This window comes from Pseudoalteromonas sp. MMG024 (genome assembly GCF_021654175.1).
GTDB lineage: Bacteria > Pseudomonadota > Gammaproteobacteria > Enterobacterales > Alteromonadaceae > Pseudoalteromonas.
In genome coordinates, this window is record NZ_JAKFZO010000010.1 from 25,311 (window position 1) to 39,943 (window position 14,633).

Here is a 14,633-nt window from a genome sequence, read left to right on the forward strand (position 1 = left end):
TTTAAAGCCCCTAAAGGGGCTTTTTTCGGCTTGTTCAAATAGCGCAAGTTAGGTTTAAATACTTACCAAGTATAGTTTGCAGTAATCGAATATTGTTCACCGCGACCTGGTGTACCTGGTACTTCTTCGAATTTTTCATTCCATAAATTATCAACGGCAAACACCAAATTTACGCCTGGTAATTGGCTTGGTGTGTAGGTAGCTGTTAAGTGTGTGAATAGCGCGTTGTCATCGCCGTTTCGTAGGGCATTATCTTGCTGTTTGCGCCATTCATTATCAATGCGCAGTACCACACTGTCATGCAGGTGCCATACGGCGCCAAGCGTTACTCGATGCGGTGGATAATTTAACGCATAAAAACTGGCGTCTACGGTGTCGTCAAAGTAGTTTTCAGATTTATCTAAATAGGTATAACTAGCGACAATATCTGCGTTACCAAAACTTTTAATCGCAAAAAGTTCAAAACCTAGCGTGTCAATATCAACGGCGTTGGCTGCACGCGCTGAAGTTGCATCAAAACTGTATGTCCAGTCAGTTAAATCGTTATCAAAACGATAAAAAAGTGCAGAATCGAAGCGCCAGTCTAGGGCATCAAGCGACATCCCAACTTCAATATTCTTACTTACTTCACGTTTTAAATTGTGATTACTTCGAAATAGACCGCCTGTTTCGCTGCCACCAATTGCGGTGTAGCCAGCAACTTGTGTAGCTTCGGCGTACGATAGATAGAATTTACGTGTCGAGTTATCTTGATTACGTGTTAGCCATGAAATATCACCGATCACAGACACATGAGAGTCATCACGATTAGTGTCGTCAAATGCAACGCCAAGTCGAGCGCTTAGGTTCTGGTTCGCATCAAGTGAGGTGGTGTATTCAGGTACAAGGCTCAGTTTGTAATAATCACGCGAAGTAAAATTGTTTTCAAGGGTGGTTGATTCAATTGAATCAGCCATCGCTTGCGCTGAATACAATACGTTAAATTCGCTATTTACACTGTGCGTGCCTGATAAAGCAAAAGCGTCTACTTCCGTTTCATGAAAAGCCTCAAACATTGATGGGTTTTCTCTAGAGAACACATAATGATCTTGATGTTTTCTGTGGTACGCGGTTAGCTCAAAGTGACTATCATTTGTGTATTGTTGCGTGTGATTTATCATAAACAGCTTAGTTTTTAACGCTTCTGTTTCATTCACGTTAAATGGCGTATACATATTTGGCCAGCCGAAGAACTTCTCTTGTTGACCATAAAAAACATCGGTTTGAGACTGTTCGCTGGCGAGTTGCACGCGTCCAGAGGCACGGTCAAAATCATGATCGCCAAACTCGATGGTACCATCACTTTGTGAGTGAGAGTATTCACCTTCCACGCCTAAAGTCCACGAACGGTTAGATGCAAGCTGTGTGCTGTATGCACTATGCAATCTAAACAGTTTAAACCCATTGTTACCAGCTCCTGCTGATACATTGCCACCGCTATTAATGGTATTCCATTGATAAGCGATTGAACCTACAGAACTATTAACACCGTAAAGAGCGTTATCTACGCCAGTGAATACCTGTGGTTTAGATAGCATTTCAGGCGCAATAGGAATTTCAGCAAAGTAATGGCCTGTTTGCGGGTCGTATAAGGTTGCACTGCCAATGCGAAAACCTGTATTTTCAAAAATACCGCCGCGGATGGTAACGTCAGCCTGCGCTTCAGCCATATTACGCGACTGCAAATCAACGCGCGGGTCGTATTCTAAATTTGAAACAGGTGAGTCAAAGGTGCCGACAGGACGGTTATTAGCTGTGGCAGCGCTTTGAACGGTGATTTTTTCGATTTCGGTAGAAGAGGTAAGGTCGTTTGACGCGAAAGAGTGAGCTGACAGCGTGCTTAAAAACAAAGCGTTTGCAACGCGAAACATGTGATTTCCTTTTAGACGTAAGTAACTACATTCAGTTGTTGTAAGGGCTACTAGCCAACTAGCTGGCTCAAATAAAACACAGGGGAAGTTCCCATAAAACAACATCGCTAATTTGGCGCGCATTGTATATGATCTCACTTCCAAGGCATATACGAATCATTCTCAACTTTATATATTTATGAATAAACAAGCCATACAACGCGGCTTCGCTGACGAAAACAAGTTAGAAAACACCATTTATTTTGCAGGGGGCTGTTTATGGGGGGTGCAAGAATACCTAAGACATCTTCCCGGCGTAATAAACAGTGAAGCAGGCAGAGCAAACGGCACTGCCAACAGCACACATGCGCCATACGATGGGTATGCAGAATGTGTGAAGGTACAGTTTGATCCAGAACGTGTCACGATTGCGCAATTGATGACGTATTTCTTTGAAATTATCGACCCGTACAGTATTAACAAGCAGGGGCAAGATATTGGGGAGAAATACCGTACGGGAGTTTATAGCCAAAACCCAGCACATTTGGGCGCTGCTGCTGCGTTTATTAATGCTCGAGATGATAAAGAACAGATTAAAGTAGAAGTATTGCCTCATACCAATTACGTAAAAAGTGATGAAGAACATCAAGATAGGCTTACTCGCTGCCCTGATGACTACTGCCATATTCCGCAATCGCTTTTACACAAATACAAACAGTAAATTTTTGATCTTATAAATTGGTTGTTACGAGGTGGCTATGCAGAAAGGTTCTTACTGAGTATTTAAGATGTCTGGCGCGAAGTATTTAGCTCGGTTTATGCAGTTTGTAATAAATTAGGGTCTGTTGATCTTTGCTGTTCTATTTTTGTTCTCTCAGAGCGTGCTTTTATCGAGGCGCTCGATGTGTGGCCTAGCAATCTAAGCCAATATCGAGCAAAGCTTCCGCGCCCTGCTCACGCCCCTTACCTACATCCGTGTAGGCAACAATGAGAAAAGTGCGCTCAAAAGAACCGTTCGGCAGCGCTTGATTGGGTTTTCTACTGTGTTATCGGCTATCTCACATAGAATAACTATGCCACGCAGCCTCTGCCTTGTATAAAACCCAATCAAACTGTTACAAAAACGAACTTGAAAGGTCAATAGACCCTAGGAATCAACCTCATAGCTACTTTGTTTGGTGATTGTTAATTATCTTGTTGCTGGTTTGCATTATTAAATTTGTGGAATGTTATACGTTGCCAAACAAACCACTGTGCAAATAAAGCGATAATTAATACAGGTACAAATGCGTGCAACATAGGTATATCGTTGGCAGCAGTGAAAAGACCATAAATAAACCCTAATCCCGCAGAAGTTAGGCTGATATTCTTCCATTTTTTACTGATATCAATACGCTTTCTACAGTTTGGACAGTGATAATTCCACGGATTAATATTTCTAAAACTTTGCAAAAAAGTGATTTCATTATTGCATTCTGGGCATGTAGGTTTCATTTCAATACTCCCTGTTTTTATTATGTTTACGAGTCTAATCAAACACCTGCTAATAACTAACGTTATGTGTTTAACGGTTTGGTTAAGTGATTAATGGCAAGTATTGAAAGTGAGTAGTAACAGCCCTGTAAAATTACCCGTTACGCATTTCAACATTTTGAAACAATTATTCTCACGTGATACTTGTGTCTAAATTTTGTTCAGGTAACAATCGGAAGCGGATAATTCATAAGGAATAATTATAATGAAAACGCATTTTCAATTAGCCGCAGTAGCCTGTGCGCTAGGGCTTGCACTAGCAGGCTGTTCACAAACAAGCACTACATCGCAAGCTGTAGAGGCAGTACAACAAACACTAACGCAATATGATGCTGAAACTTTCTTTGACACCACCTCTATTATGGGCAGCAGCTTTTCACCAAGTGGTGACAAAATTCTGGTGAGCAGTGATGAAAGTGGCATTTATAGTCTTTATGCTGTTGATATTAAAACTGCAAAAAAAACACGCTTAACAGATTTTCAAGACAGTACCTACGCGGTGCGTTATTTCCCAAATGATGAACGCGTGATTTTTACCAAAGACTCAGGCGGTAATGAGCGTTTTCATGTGTATGTACGCGAAGTGGACGGCAGCGTTAAAGACTTAACACCGGGCGGTGAAACCCGTGCGCGCTTTGCTGGTTTCACAGAAGATGGTTCTCATTTTTACATTACCAGTAACCAGCGCGATGCTAAGTTTATGGATTTATACCGTGTTTACGCAAAAAGCTATGAAGTAACCCCTGTTTATCAAAATAAAATGGGTTTAGATGTGGGTGCAATTAGCCCTGACGGCCGTTTTATTGCGCTTTCTAAAAATAACTCAAACAAAGATAGCGACGTGTTTATTCTCGATACGATGAAAAAAACACTTAAACCAGAGTTGATTGCAGGAAAAGGCGTTGAAGCCACATTTGGCCCTGAAACCTTCTCGCGAGACAGCAAGGCACTTTATTACTCAACCAACGCAAAAGGCGAATTTGCGCAGATTTGGCGCTACGATTTAACCTCGGGTGAACATCGCCTTGCACTCAAAGATGAATGGGATGTTAACTTTATTTACTTCTCTAAATCAGGGCGTTACCAAGTTAGTGGTGTCAATGCTGATGCCAGCACAAAAGTCACTGTGATGGATACACAAACAGGGCAATCGATTGCGATGCCAAGTTTACCTGCGGGTAATTTACGTGGTGTAAATTTTTCGGCAGATGAAAAAACCATGGCGTTCTACTTAAACTCCGATACGTCACCGAATAATTTATTTGTTTGGCAGGTAGGATCATCAAACGCATCACAACTTACAAACAGCTTAAGTGCTGCAATTGATCAAAATGATCTGGTTGAAAGTACCATAGTGCGTTTTAAAAGCTTTGATGGGTTAGAAATCCCAGGCGTGTTATACAAACCAAAACAAGCAAATAGCAATAATAAAGTGCCTGCACTTGTGTGGGTGCATGGCGGACCAGGTGGACAAAGCCGCACCGGTTATAGTGCCATGCAGCAGCACTTAGTAAACCATGGCTATGCTATTTTTGCGGTGAATAACCGTGGTAGCTCGGGCTACGGCAAAACCTTCTTCCATTTGGATGATAAAAAACACGGCACCGATGACTTACAAGATATCGTGTACGGCAAAAAACACTTACAAAGCTTAGATTGGGTAGATGGCGATAAAATTGGCATTATGGGTGGCAGTTACGGCGGCTTTATGACCGCGGCAGCACTTGCGTTTGAGCCGGAAGAGTTTAAAGTGGGTATTAATATTTTTGGTGTAACTAACTGGGTAAGAACGCTTAATTCTATTCCACCATGGTGGGAGAGCTTTAAAAAAGCGCTTTACGATGAAATGGGCGACCCAGCAACAGATGGTGATCGTCACCGCGCTATTTCGCCATTATTCCACGCTAAAAATATCACCAAACCATTAATGGTAATTCAAGGCGCAAATGATCCTCGTGTACTTCAAGTAGAAAGTGATGAGCTGGTGGCAGCGGTCAAAGCTAATGGTGTGCCGGTAGAATATGTATTATTTGATGATGAAGGCCATGGTTTTACTAAAAAAGAAAACCGCATTGAAGCATCAAATGCTTACCTTAAGTTTTTAAATACCTATTTAAATAACTAGGGTCTGTTGATCTCTCAAATTCATTTTTTAAATTGCAAAAAGCCGGAGTAATCTCCGGCTTTTTTGTGAATGCGAATAATCATAGGGAAGCTACTTGTGTTTAACGGTTTGCACATTAGATCTCGCGGATGAAATGTTAAATAGTCGTAAGCCAGTTTAAAAACTGTTTTTTCTCGAAGGCAGTTTCAAAACGAACATTCTTACGTTCGGTATTATCGGTAAAGACAACACTATTTTTATTTACGGAAATGGATAAAATTGGCGGCTGAGCATTTATGCTAGCGGCATTAAATGTATGTATCATATTAGATCTTTTATATTTTTATTGAGGGGGTACTGTAAGACAAAAACTGATGGGTTAATTCAAGGAGGCGTATTACGGTGATAATAAGGCTAGTTGTTACTAGCCCTGGAAGAGCACTTAATTATAGTGCTACAACATTTGAAGCTTGCGGGCCTTTTGGACCTTGCTCAACAGAGAATTGAACCTGTTGACCTTCGTCTAATGATTTATAACCATCAGAAACGATTGAGCGAAAATGTACAAACACATCTTTGCCGCCGTCAGTTGGTGTTACAAATCCAAAACCTTTTTCTTGGTTAAACCACTTTACTACGCCAGTTACTGAATCAGACATATTGAAACCTTTTATTAATTAATTTGTGGTGAAATCTCACCGGATAAAGCTATAGATAAACAAGTAAAACAGTAACCAATAAAGCAAATATGGATACCAGTTCGACTTAGAATTAATAAAGAAGAAAGAGAAACAAAACGTGCAGTAGTAGATAAAGCTTTAAATTTCTAAAGCCTGTGCAGTGTACGGTAGTAATGTGTGTTTGTATACTTTTTAATTAATTTTATTTATAAAAGTTGGTTTATTAAGAGAAACCACTTGGTGATTTCTCTTGATAAGTAGAACTTATTTAAGCTTTTTAACCGCAGTTAGTACGTCTTCAGGTTCAGCTCTTAAGGTGTAATCTTCTTTTGCAAAGGCAAATTGAATTACGCCATTTTGATCGATGACATAGGTTGCCGGTAGAGGCAATTCATAGCTGTTATCGCCATTCGCTTTTGGAATATCAAGACCAAGTTGGTGATAAACCGACACTAAACGCTCATCAAGGGTAAATACTAAACCACAGGCTTTTGCTAAGGTATTTTCCACATCCGAAAGTACAGTGTAGGCAAGCTCATTTTCGTTTTGGGTAGAAAGTGAATTGTCCGGTAACTGTGGTGAAACAGCAACTAACTGTGCGTTATGTGCTGCAAATTCAGCTGAAAGTGCATTAAGCGCACGCAGCTCTAAATTACAATAAGGGCACCAACCACCACGATAAAAACTAAGCACCAATGGGCCTTTTTCTAATAACGCGTGTGAACTAACTAAAGTGCCATCGCTATTTGGTAAGTTAAATGCTGGCAGCGTATCGCCCACTTTTAGTGCATGCTGGCTTAACTGCGCCGCAATTAGTTTATCTGTTGTGATATCCATTAAATCTAAAATATCACTATTAAGGTTGGCTTTCTTTTCAACTTCAAACGCGTCGATTTGGCTTTTTAATGTCATGTGTATTCCACTTTTTATGTTAACAATGGGCTCAGTATAGAGTTTTATTTTTTTAGATATACAATAGAAAAACGAAACCTAAATTCGAAAATATTAAATCAAAGCTATGTACAGTTTATGTGATTTAGAAACCTTCATTGCCATTGTTGAAAATCAAGGGGTGGTTGTTGCTGCAAAAGCACAGGGCCTTTCCCCTGCAACGGTCAGTCATCGTTTAAATAAGCTAGAAAAAGCGCTTAATACGGTACTTATTTTTAGAGATAGTCGGCGTCTGCGACTTTCGCCTGCAGGAGAGGTGTTTTATCAACGTGCAGTGGCAATTTTAGAGGCGTTATACGATGCAGAGCATCAAATTGGTGCCCGGGGCTCAGCAATTTCGGGTGTGCTGAGAGTGACCATGCCACCGTGGGTTTTTTCTAAATTTGTATTGCCCGCACTTGCAGCGTTTGAGTCAAATTATTCCGATTTAAAACTGGATTTTATGATCACCGATCAATTTGTGAATGTGGTGGATGACGCGCAAGATGTGGCGATTCGAGTAGGACAATTGGCCGATTCTAATTTACTGTCGCGTAAGATTGCCCGTAATTCACGTATTTTGTGTGCATCCCCCGCTTATTTGGCTAAACATGGCATACCAAAATCGATTACCGATCTTACTAATCACCAATGGGTCTGTTTACCATGGCAACGGCAGCTTAAATTTAAAGATAATGACCGCGTTATTAACCACAGTGTAACCACTCAACTGACTATCTCTAACTCAGATAATATGACACAAGCGGCGGTTGTAGGGCTTGGCATAGCGATTAAATCGCGCTTGGCAATTCAAGATGAATTAGCAGCTGGACAATTAATTGAGATTTTACCAAATACGTTAATGGATGATGACGCGCCAGTCTGGTTTTTAAAACCACAAAACAGTTTAATAACACGTAAAACTGAAGTGTTCTATGAATTTATGAAGTCGTTGTTTGAAAAAACTTAGGGTATATATTCAACGGCAAGGGCTAGCTGAAATGCTAGCCCTTAGCATGTTAAAGCGGTGAAACGATTAGCCCCTTGGTTAAGCTGCTAAAACTGTAGGTTCGACTGCCACCTAATCGTTGCCCCCCGTTTTTAGCGTCGTAATAACCACCTAACTCAAGTGTTGAGCGTTTGCTGCAGTTGAAGCAAGATGCCGAGCGGTGACGCACAGTAATTAAATCTCCATTTTGTACGAACCCTGGCGATGTTGTGTAAGGTTCATTATTAATGGAGTATTCGCCTTGTTCAATTGTTGCCATAACTTTGGCACCAGACGTTAAGTCACTTACAGTAAATGGAATAGAGTATGTCCAAGTATTAAGTGCGACAGATGTTCGGCGTCCAATTCTTGCTGGACGCGGGGATACATTAAGAGCTGTATCTTCAATAGCTGTCACAGCAAAATTGTTTAAATAAGGGCGTTCGGTAGTGGCTACCTGAATGTGTCCATTTGATTGTAAAACCGAAAAGGCTGCGCCATAAGCATTCACGGTTCCGGCAAATGGCGGTTGACCAACGATAGCAACACCGCCATTTGCAAAGTTTGCTACTGGTTGACCTGAGTTATCAAAGCGTGCGACTAAAAGTTGATGGTTATTATTTTGTTGAATACTTCCTGTAACGATAGGTGCTGAAGTCGGTCTCAATGTAAGACCTAAGCATAGTGATGAACTGCCATTGGGCATAACAACGTTTGCTGCTCCGTTGTTGCCAAAAGAAGTATCTAACACACCATTTGTCGTATATCGTGACAAAACGCAGTTCTTGGTAAGCAATAAAGTGCGGTTATTTACGTCGCGCTTTACACTGACTAACTCTTCACCATTTGCAGCGGGTAAAATAATATGGCCTGAGTTACTAAAGTTAGTTACGAGGCTTCCGTTAGGATCTAATTGTGTCACTACTTTAGTTGTTAACGCAGTTGATGAACCAGTAAGCACCCAATAGCCATATGTAATAGTACCCAGTGGGTCTATTTCTAAACTAACGGGCATATGAGAAAATTGACCACCAAGTGGATATGAAACGGCCAATACTCCGTTATTTGCAAAGCTATTATCAAGTGTGCCAGACGGCGTAAAGCGCGCAACCAATGTGCCATATAGGCATCTGGTGGCAACCAAAATGTGGTTATTAGCATCAACGGCAAGAGCATAAGGAATTATATTACCTTGACCAGTAAACGGTGCGAAATTCCTTAATGTTAAGGCTCCTACACCATTGGCAAAAGTGCTATCTAAGTTACCGTTTGCATCTAACTTAGCAAGTACGCCATCGCCACCAATAGAGCCAAGGTTATATCCTGTAATAATTGTTTCTTGATTATTGGTGCGCGCCATATCGGTTAAATTGAAGTTACTAATACCGAGTACTGATGGTAGGTTTATTTCAACATGCCCTGAACTGCCAAAGGTTGCATCCTCAGTTCCGTCACTTAATAGTTGGGTTATTCTAAAGTCACTCGGATGATGGCCTATTCCAGCAACGATAATCCCATTATTTGAAGTGGCAGATGCAGCAATAACGTTAGCACCCGACGGCGTATGAACTATGCCTCCAACACCATAATTAGTATCAACATCCCCTTGAGCCGCTGTTGCATTCCCAGAGAACAAAAATACAAAAATGATCAGGTGACTTAATAGATTATGTTTTTTCATATTGAATTCCTTTTAATTAATTCCTTGCTCGGGAGTGTCCCGCGTTTAAAAAGTAGTCAACCTGTGCTTCTTTGCGTACAGACAAATGCCTAAAATTGGGCGCGTTATCTCTTAAAAGTCAGGGGGGATTTGCGATGTTTCAACAAAGCACTAAATACTCTTCTAAAAATTAGTTAGTTACGTTTTTTATTGCACTTTTAGATTGAAAAGGCACATCGTTTTTTGAAAAATCAAAAATAAACTTTGCGGTGATAGATAGAGTAGGATCCAGTCAGAATTTACCTGACTGGGTTTTTGATTAGTCTAAAGCACTTTTATTATTGCTATTGTAAACCAACGCCGCATAGCGTTTATCAATATCATTAATATGCACTTTGAATGCGTGTAACTCGTTGCCCGTTAATTGAATATTACTTGGTTGCTTCATTTTTAATGGGTTAATTACTTTACCGTTTTTATGCACTTCATAATGTAGATGGCGTGCGCTGGAAAGCCCCGTATTGCCTAAAAAACCAATCGTTTGCCCTTGGCTTACACGTGCACCATGCTTGATACCTTTAGCAAAGCCTTTTAAATGCGCATACAAGGTTCGATAGTCGTTGCCGTGATCAATTAACACACGATTACCAAAGCTTCTGCTGTAGCTGGCTTTTAGTATTTTGCCTTTGCCTGCTGCCATAATTGGCGTACCAATTGGTGCGCTAAAATCAATGCCTTTATGTTGCCTTGTGTAGCCTAAAACAGGGTGCTTTCGTTTACCAAAGTTTGAGGACAATCGCGCGCCATTAAGTGGCGTTTTCATTAAAAAGCTTTGTGCTAGCTTGCCATCTTTAAAGTAAAAAGCGTCTTGGTAATGGTAAAGCTCGTAATGTTTACCTTGGTTGATAAAGGAAATAGCGACTAGCTGTTGTGGGTTACTAAAGGTACTAAATAAATGTACATCTTGCGTAATTGTTTCTTTATTAAAATTTAAGGTAATGTGATCGCCTTGTCGAATCTCCCTTTGAAAATCAACAAAATGTGACATCGCTAATATCGCGCTGTTAATCACATTATTGGGTACTTTAGCATCGCTCGCAGCTTGATAAAGGCTGTGGTTTATTGCAAAAGAGCGGCTTATTTGCTCCGTTTGGGTTATGATTGCACTTTGCGTAATTTCCCAATTTCCTTCCACTAATTTTGCGTTAATAACTTGGGCGAAACTCGTTGCAAAGCGAATGGTTTTACTGTTTGGCGTTTCAATTACATCAAACTGAGTGTGCGACTGAATTTTCTTAAAATCATAGAGCGGCTTAATCGCATCGGCTAAAGTGTAAACCTCTGAAAATGAAAATCCCGCCGAACGTAATAAATGGGTCAGTGTATCACCTTTATTTAGGGTATAGGTTTGACGTGTTATATTGGCGTTATGCGGAGTTGTACTGTCTTTTTTGTGCGAACTTGCTTGCGTATGTGTGTTTTCTATGACGATGCTTTTGTTTTGCGTTTCATCGTTACATTGGCTTTGTTCATCACAGCCTACGAGTAATAATGCTACTAAAATAATACGTGAAAAATGCATGTTATTTCTCGTTTAAATAAATGAGTGGGTCAACTGTTTGACCATCTTTTGCTAGTTCAAAGTGCAAATGTGTGCCTGTTACTTTACCGCTATCGCCCATTTTTCCAATGAGTTCGCCACTTTTAACCCACTGACCTTGGGTAACTGAAATGTCGTCTAAATGCGCATAGAGCGATTGCCAGCCATTGCTGTGCTGGATCACAATGGTTTTACCAAACGCAGCGGCCATAGTCTCGTCATCGGCAATAATCACTTTGCCGGTTTTTGCGGCAACAATGTGAGTGCCTTTTGTATCAACTAAATCAATGCCGCGATGTGGGCGGTTTTTGCGAAACGAAGTAACATGGCCATAATGAGAGCTGATATCAATATTTGCGACCGGATATTGCCACTCATCTTGTCCTGCATAAACTTGCGATATTGCACCTTTTGCCAGTACAACAATTAATAGCGCGCAGCTGAAAACATAAAGTGATTTTTTAATTTGGATTGGCGCGTGACTAAAAATAAACGTGAAACGTTGCTTGTAGTCAGCCACCTTGATGGTTTGCCCTGTAAAATGAGCTGCAAATGGGTTTAAAGCGCCTTGCTGCGATAATTTTATACTGAGCAACAAGGTATTAGCGTAATCTTGCGGCGTATAGCGATGGCACGAGATTGTTTGCAAATCACAACGCTGTTCCATTGCATTTACATACAACTCGCTGAGCTGTTTTATAGCGGGATTAAACCAACAAACTTCTACCAAAACTAACCAGAGCCAAGTATGAAAATGATCTCGGTTAGCAATGTGCATCTGTTCGTGGGCGAGAATAATGCCCTGTTGCTGTTTGCTTAAATGCATAAAATACTGCGGTAACACCAGCGTAGGTTTATGAAAACCAATCACAAATGGCGATTGATTCATCGGCATCACCATGCAAGGCACAGTGCTTAAGTGATATGGAGTACCCGTTGCAATCAATGCTTTAGCGTTACGATAACGTTTAGTTAGTCTCATTAAGCGATATGCTGATGGGATAAAAAGCCCCCCAAAAAGCAACCAATTAATGTTAAAGCCGTTTTGGCTGGTGGTTTGCTCTGCCACTTCACCAACAAATTGCATTTGTTGTTGCGCACTAGAATTAAGCCAAACAAAGTTGACTTCTGTCACCTTAAAAACGTCGAAATTTGGTAAAAATACCGCACATGGAAGGATGAGTGCAGCCCAACAAAAGAGCGGTGAAAGGCGTTCTTTTTGCGCTATTTTTTTTAATAAAGCAGCTAGTGAAAAGCTAATTACTAGCCAACATAAAAATGAGATTAACCACATAACTTAGTTGTTTTTCTGTTGTTGTAATGTATTTAAATGAGCCTCCAAATCAGAGAGTTCATCTTGTTCAAATAATTGGCTGCCAGAGAACATGGCAACGGGTAAATTGCCGTCTATTTCAAGTACGCGTTCAGAGAAGTCTTTCACAAATGCGGCGAGCGTAGGCACTTTATCAAGTAATGCTGAATAGATTTTTTTATTCCCTTGCGTTTCTACACTGACATAGTTTTTTTGCGCCATGCGCTCTAATGTTTTGCGGGTAGATGAATAACTCCAACCGTAGAGTGACTCCATCCGTTGGTGAATTTCTTTACCCGTTAATGGCTGTTGCTGCCATAAAGACTTGAGAATTTCGAGTTCTGGGCCGGTAAGTTGCAAAGCAGTTTCCTTTTTATATTTATTCGAATATGGGAAGTCACAATTTGTGTGACAGTTGTCGCAATTTAGCAGTGTTTTTAGTGTGACACAAGTCGCATATTGAGTTTTATTTGTTTATTGCCACGTAAAATTGGCTTTGAGAAAGAAGGGAAGCTTATGTTAAAACTTCATGATCATTCAGTAGATTAGATTTAAGCTGATATGGTTTAAAATGCTAACGTTTGGCTTTTTTGTTTAGTGTATTTCACAATAAAAATTATTAAATGACGAAATATCATGTGGTTACACTTTGGTATGCGCCTTGCTTTAAAAGCGAATATATTCTAAAAACAATAGTGGATTACAATTTTATGCACATATCTCTTTTTAAATCGTTTCACCTTACAAGCTTAGCCGCCGTCGTTTTTATTGCGTCAGGGTGTAGTGGCGTTGTCAGTCATCAATACATCAAAACCGATTCAAATGGCGCAATTACCGAAATTAAAAAGAATTATCAGCAATTTGGTGATGAATATCAGGTTATTGCCGAAATTAACGGCGCAATCACCTTAAGCTCAGACGCGTTAACCATAGCAAGTATGAGTGAAGGCAGTTTTGTTAAGATTAAGCATTTCAAATCTGATGATTTTTTGATGATAAGCAATAAGAATGGCGAAGTCACTTATGGTGATCAAAGAGGAAATACGCCAAGCAAAAACGAAATTGAACAGTTTATGACAAGCGTGTTTGATAATACCCCATTATTTGCCGTTGAGCGTACGCAAACGTTAATTGAACAGCAGGGAATACCAGCTGCACTTAACCAAATGGAGAGTGCAAATAACGACGATACAAAATCGGCGTATATCACAGCAATTAGCGCCAATAACTTAGACTTACTGGCGCAAAAGCGAGTGTTGGCTGTACTTGCTCAAATAAACAGTGATTACAGCCAAAGAGTGACGGTAGAGCGTTTTTTAGATAAGCAAAAGCAGCTTCCAGAGCAAGCATGGCTTACGCTTTTACGTGGATTAAATGGCATGAGTTCAGATTATGAAACACGTGTTTTGCTCAGTAAGCTAGCACCACAACTGCCTAATGCGCAAACGATTCATCAAGCTTATTTTGATGTGTCAAAAACCATTGATAGTGATTATGAAAAATTCAGATTAATAAGTGAAATATCGTCACAATCAACACACTTATCAATTGCCGATATGTTTACTGCAAGCGCTGATATTGGTTCAGATTATGAGGCTTACCGCGTCGTAAATGCATTAGCGAGCGAAGTTAAAACACCAGATGATTTTGAAGCAATGCTAACGTTTATGCAGCACATTGATTCAGATTATGAAATGAAAAGGGCTTTTCTTTCGCTGCCGTATCAAACAATGGACCGGGCAACTACCGCTCAGTCGATTGAATTAGCCAGCAAGTTTATTGACTCTGATTATGAATTAAGCAAAACGTTGATCCATATTTGTCAAAAATCACCTCATAAAGCGCAACTAACTGAAACGGTTAAATTAGCTCTGCAATCTATCGGTAGCGATTCTGATAGGGTGAAAGTGTACGATGTTTTGTAAATAACCTTAGCT

General features: G+C 40.3%; 12 protein-coding genes. 4 read left to right on the top strand and 8 right to left on the bottom strand.

The features are described from left to right. Positions 1-62: 62 nt before the first annotated feature. A complete protein-coding gene (locus tag L1068_RS11090) occupies positions 63-1,910 on the bottom strand; it encodes a TonB-dependent receptor (protein ID WP_237130315.1) in 1,848 nt (615 codons plus the stop codon). Between the two features lie 178 nt (positions 1,911-2,088). Here L1068_RS11090 and L1068_RS11095 point away from each other — a divergent pair, with 178 nt between their 5' ends. Then, entirely contained in the window at positions 2,089-2,610 is a 522-nt protein-coding gene (locus L1068_RS11095) for a peptide-methionine (S)-S-oxide reductase (RefSeq protein WP_237130316.1), read from the top strand. A 464-nt stretch (positions 2,611-3,074) separates the two neighbouring features. On the opposite strand, the gene L1068_RS11100 is transcribed toward L1068_RS11095, so the two are convergent. After that, positions 3,075-3,383 carry a hypothetical protein gene (locus tag L1068_RS11100; protein ID WP_237130317.1) on the bottom strand — a complete coding sequence of 103 codons (309 nt, stop codon included), beginning with the start codon at positions 3,381-3,383 and terminating at the stop codon, positions 3,075-3,077. A 244-nt stretch (positions 3,384-3,627) separates the two neighbouring features. Here L1068_RS11100 and L1068_RS11105 point away from each other — a divergent pair, with 244 nt between their 5' ends. Further along, positions 3,628-5,547: a S9 family peptidase gene (locus L1068_RS11105; protein ID WP_237130318.1), complete on the top strand. Its 1,920-nt coding sequence runs from the start codon at positions 3,628-3,630 to the stop codon at positions 5,545-5,547. Between the two features lie 425 nt (positions 5,548-5,972). Here L1068_RS11105 and L1068_RS11110 read toward each other — a convergent pair whose 3' ends face one another. Both L1068_RS11110 and L1068_RS11115 read right to left on the bottom strand, forming a co-directional pair. Beyond that, the gene (locus tag L1068_RS11110) at positions 5,973-6,185 is read right to left on the bottom strand and encodes a cold-shock protein (RefSeq protein ID WP_138632900.1); all 213 of its coding nucleotides are present in this window, start codon (positions 6,183-6,185) and stop codon (positions 5,973-5,975) included. Between the two features lie 285 nt (positions 6,186-6,470). After that, entirely contained in the window at positions 6,471-7,118 is a 648-nt protein-coding gene (locus L1068_RS11115; protein WP_237130319.1) for a peroxiredoxin-like family protein, read from the bottom strand. 106 nt (positions 7,119-7,224) lie between these two features. Here L1068_RS11115 and L1068_RS11120 point away from each other — a divergent pair, with 106 nt between their 5' ends. Beyond that, positions 7,225-8,106 (top strand): LysR family transcriptional regulator, encoded by an 882-nt coding sequence (locus L1068_RS11120; protein WP_237130320.1) that lies wholly within the window; start codon positions 7,225-7,227, stop codon positions 8,104-8,106. A 49-nt stretch (positions 8,107-8,155) separates the two neighbouring features. Here L1068_RS11120 and L1068_RS11125 read toward each other — a convergent pair whose 3' ends face one another. The 4 genes from L1068_RS11125 to L1068_RS11140 all read right to left on the bottom strand — a co-directional run bounded on the left by L1068_RS11125 (position 8,156) and on the right by L1068_RS11140 (position 13,056). Then, complete coding sequence (locus L1068_RS11125) at positions 8,156-9,805, bottom strand: hypothetical protein (RefSeq protein ID WP_237130321.1); 1,650 nt, start codon at positions 9,803-9,805, stop codon at positions 8,156-8,158. A 298-nt stretch (positions 9,806-10,103) separates the two neighbouring features. Next, positions 10,104-11,366 (bottom strand): peptidoglycan DD-metalloendopeptidase family protein, encoded by a 1,263-nt coding sequence (locus tag L1068_RS11130; protein WP_237130322.1) that lies wholly within the window; start codon positions 11,364-11,366, stop codon positions 10,104-10,106. Between the two features lies 1 nt (position 11,367). Next, positions 11,368-12,678, bottom strand: a complete 1,311-nt coding sequence (locus tag L1068_RS11135; protein ID WP_237130323.1) for a M23/M56 family metallopeptidase — start codon at positions 12,676-12,678, stop codon at positions 11,368-11,370. A 3-nt stretch (positions 12,679-12,681) separates the two neighbouring features. Further along, a complete protein-coding gene (locus L1068_RS11140) occupies positions 12,682-13,056 on the bottom strand; it encodes a BlaI/MecI/CopY family transcriptional regulator (RefSeq protein ID WP_054980283.1) in 375 nt (124 codons plus the stop codon). 350 nt (positions 13,057-13,406) lie between these two features. On the opposite strand from L1068_RS11140, the gene L1068_RS11145 reads away from it, so the two are divergent. Further along, complete coding sequence (locus tag L1068_RS11145) at positions 13,407-14,621, top strand: hypothetical protein (protein WP_237130324.1); 1,215 nt, start codon at positions 13,407-13,409, stop codon at positions 14,619-14,621. Positions 14,622-14,633 lie beyond the last annotated feature (12 nt).

Coding starts and splice junctions, on each gene's coding strand:
- L1068_RS11090 (WP_237130315.1), bottom strand. CDS start 1,910: ATGTTTCGCGTTGCAAACGCTTTGTTTTTAAGCACGCTGTCAGCTCAC.
- L1068_RS11095 (WP_237130316.1), top strand. CDS start 2,089: ATGAATAAACAAGCCATACAACGCGGCTTCGCTGACGAAAACAAGTTA.
- L1068_RS11100 (WP_237130317.1), bottom strand. CDS start 3,383: ATGAAACCTACATGCCCAGAATGCAATAATGAAATCACTTTTTTGCAA.
- L1068_RS11105 (WP_237130318.1), top strand. CDS start 3,628: ATGAAAACGCATTTTCAATTAGCCGCAGTAGCCTGTGCGCTAGGGCTT.
- L1068_RS11110 (WP_138632900.1), bottom strand. CDS start 6,185: ATGTCTGATTCAGTAACTGGCGTAGTAAAGTGGTTTAACCAAGAAAAA.
- L1068_RS11115 (WP_237130319.1), bottom strand. CDS start 7,118: ATGACATTAAAAAGCCAAATCGACGCGTTTGAAGTTGAAAAGAAAGCC.
- L1068_RS11120 (WP_237130320.1), top strand. CDS start 7,225: ATGTACAGTTTATGTGATTTAGAAACCTTCATTGCCATTGTTGAAAAT.
- L1068_RS11125 (WP_237130321.1), bottom strand. CDS start 9,805: ATGAAAAAACATAATCTATTAAGTCACCTGATCATTTTTGTATTTTTG.
- L1068_RS11130 (WP_237130322.1), bottom strand. CDS start 11,366: ATGCATTTTTCACGTATTATTTTAGTAGCATTATTACTCGTAGGCTGT.
- L1068_RS11135 (WP_237130323.1), bottom strand. CDS start 12,678: ATGTGGTTAATCTCATTTTTATGTTGGCTAGTAATTAGCTTTTCACTA.
- L1068_RS11145 (WP_237130324.1), top strand. CDS start 13,407: ATGCACATATCTCTTTTTAAATCGTTTCACCTTACAAGCTTAGCCGCC.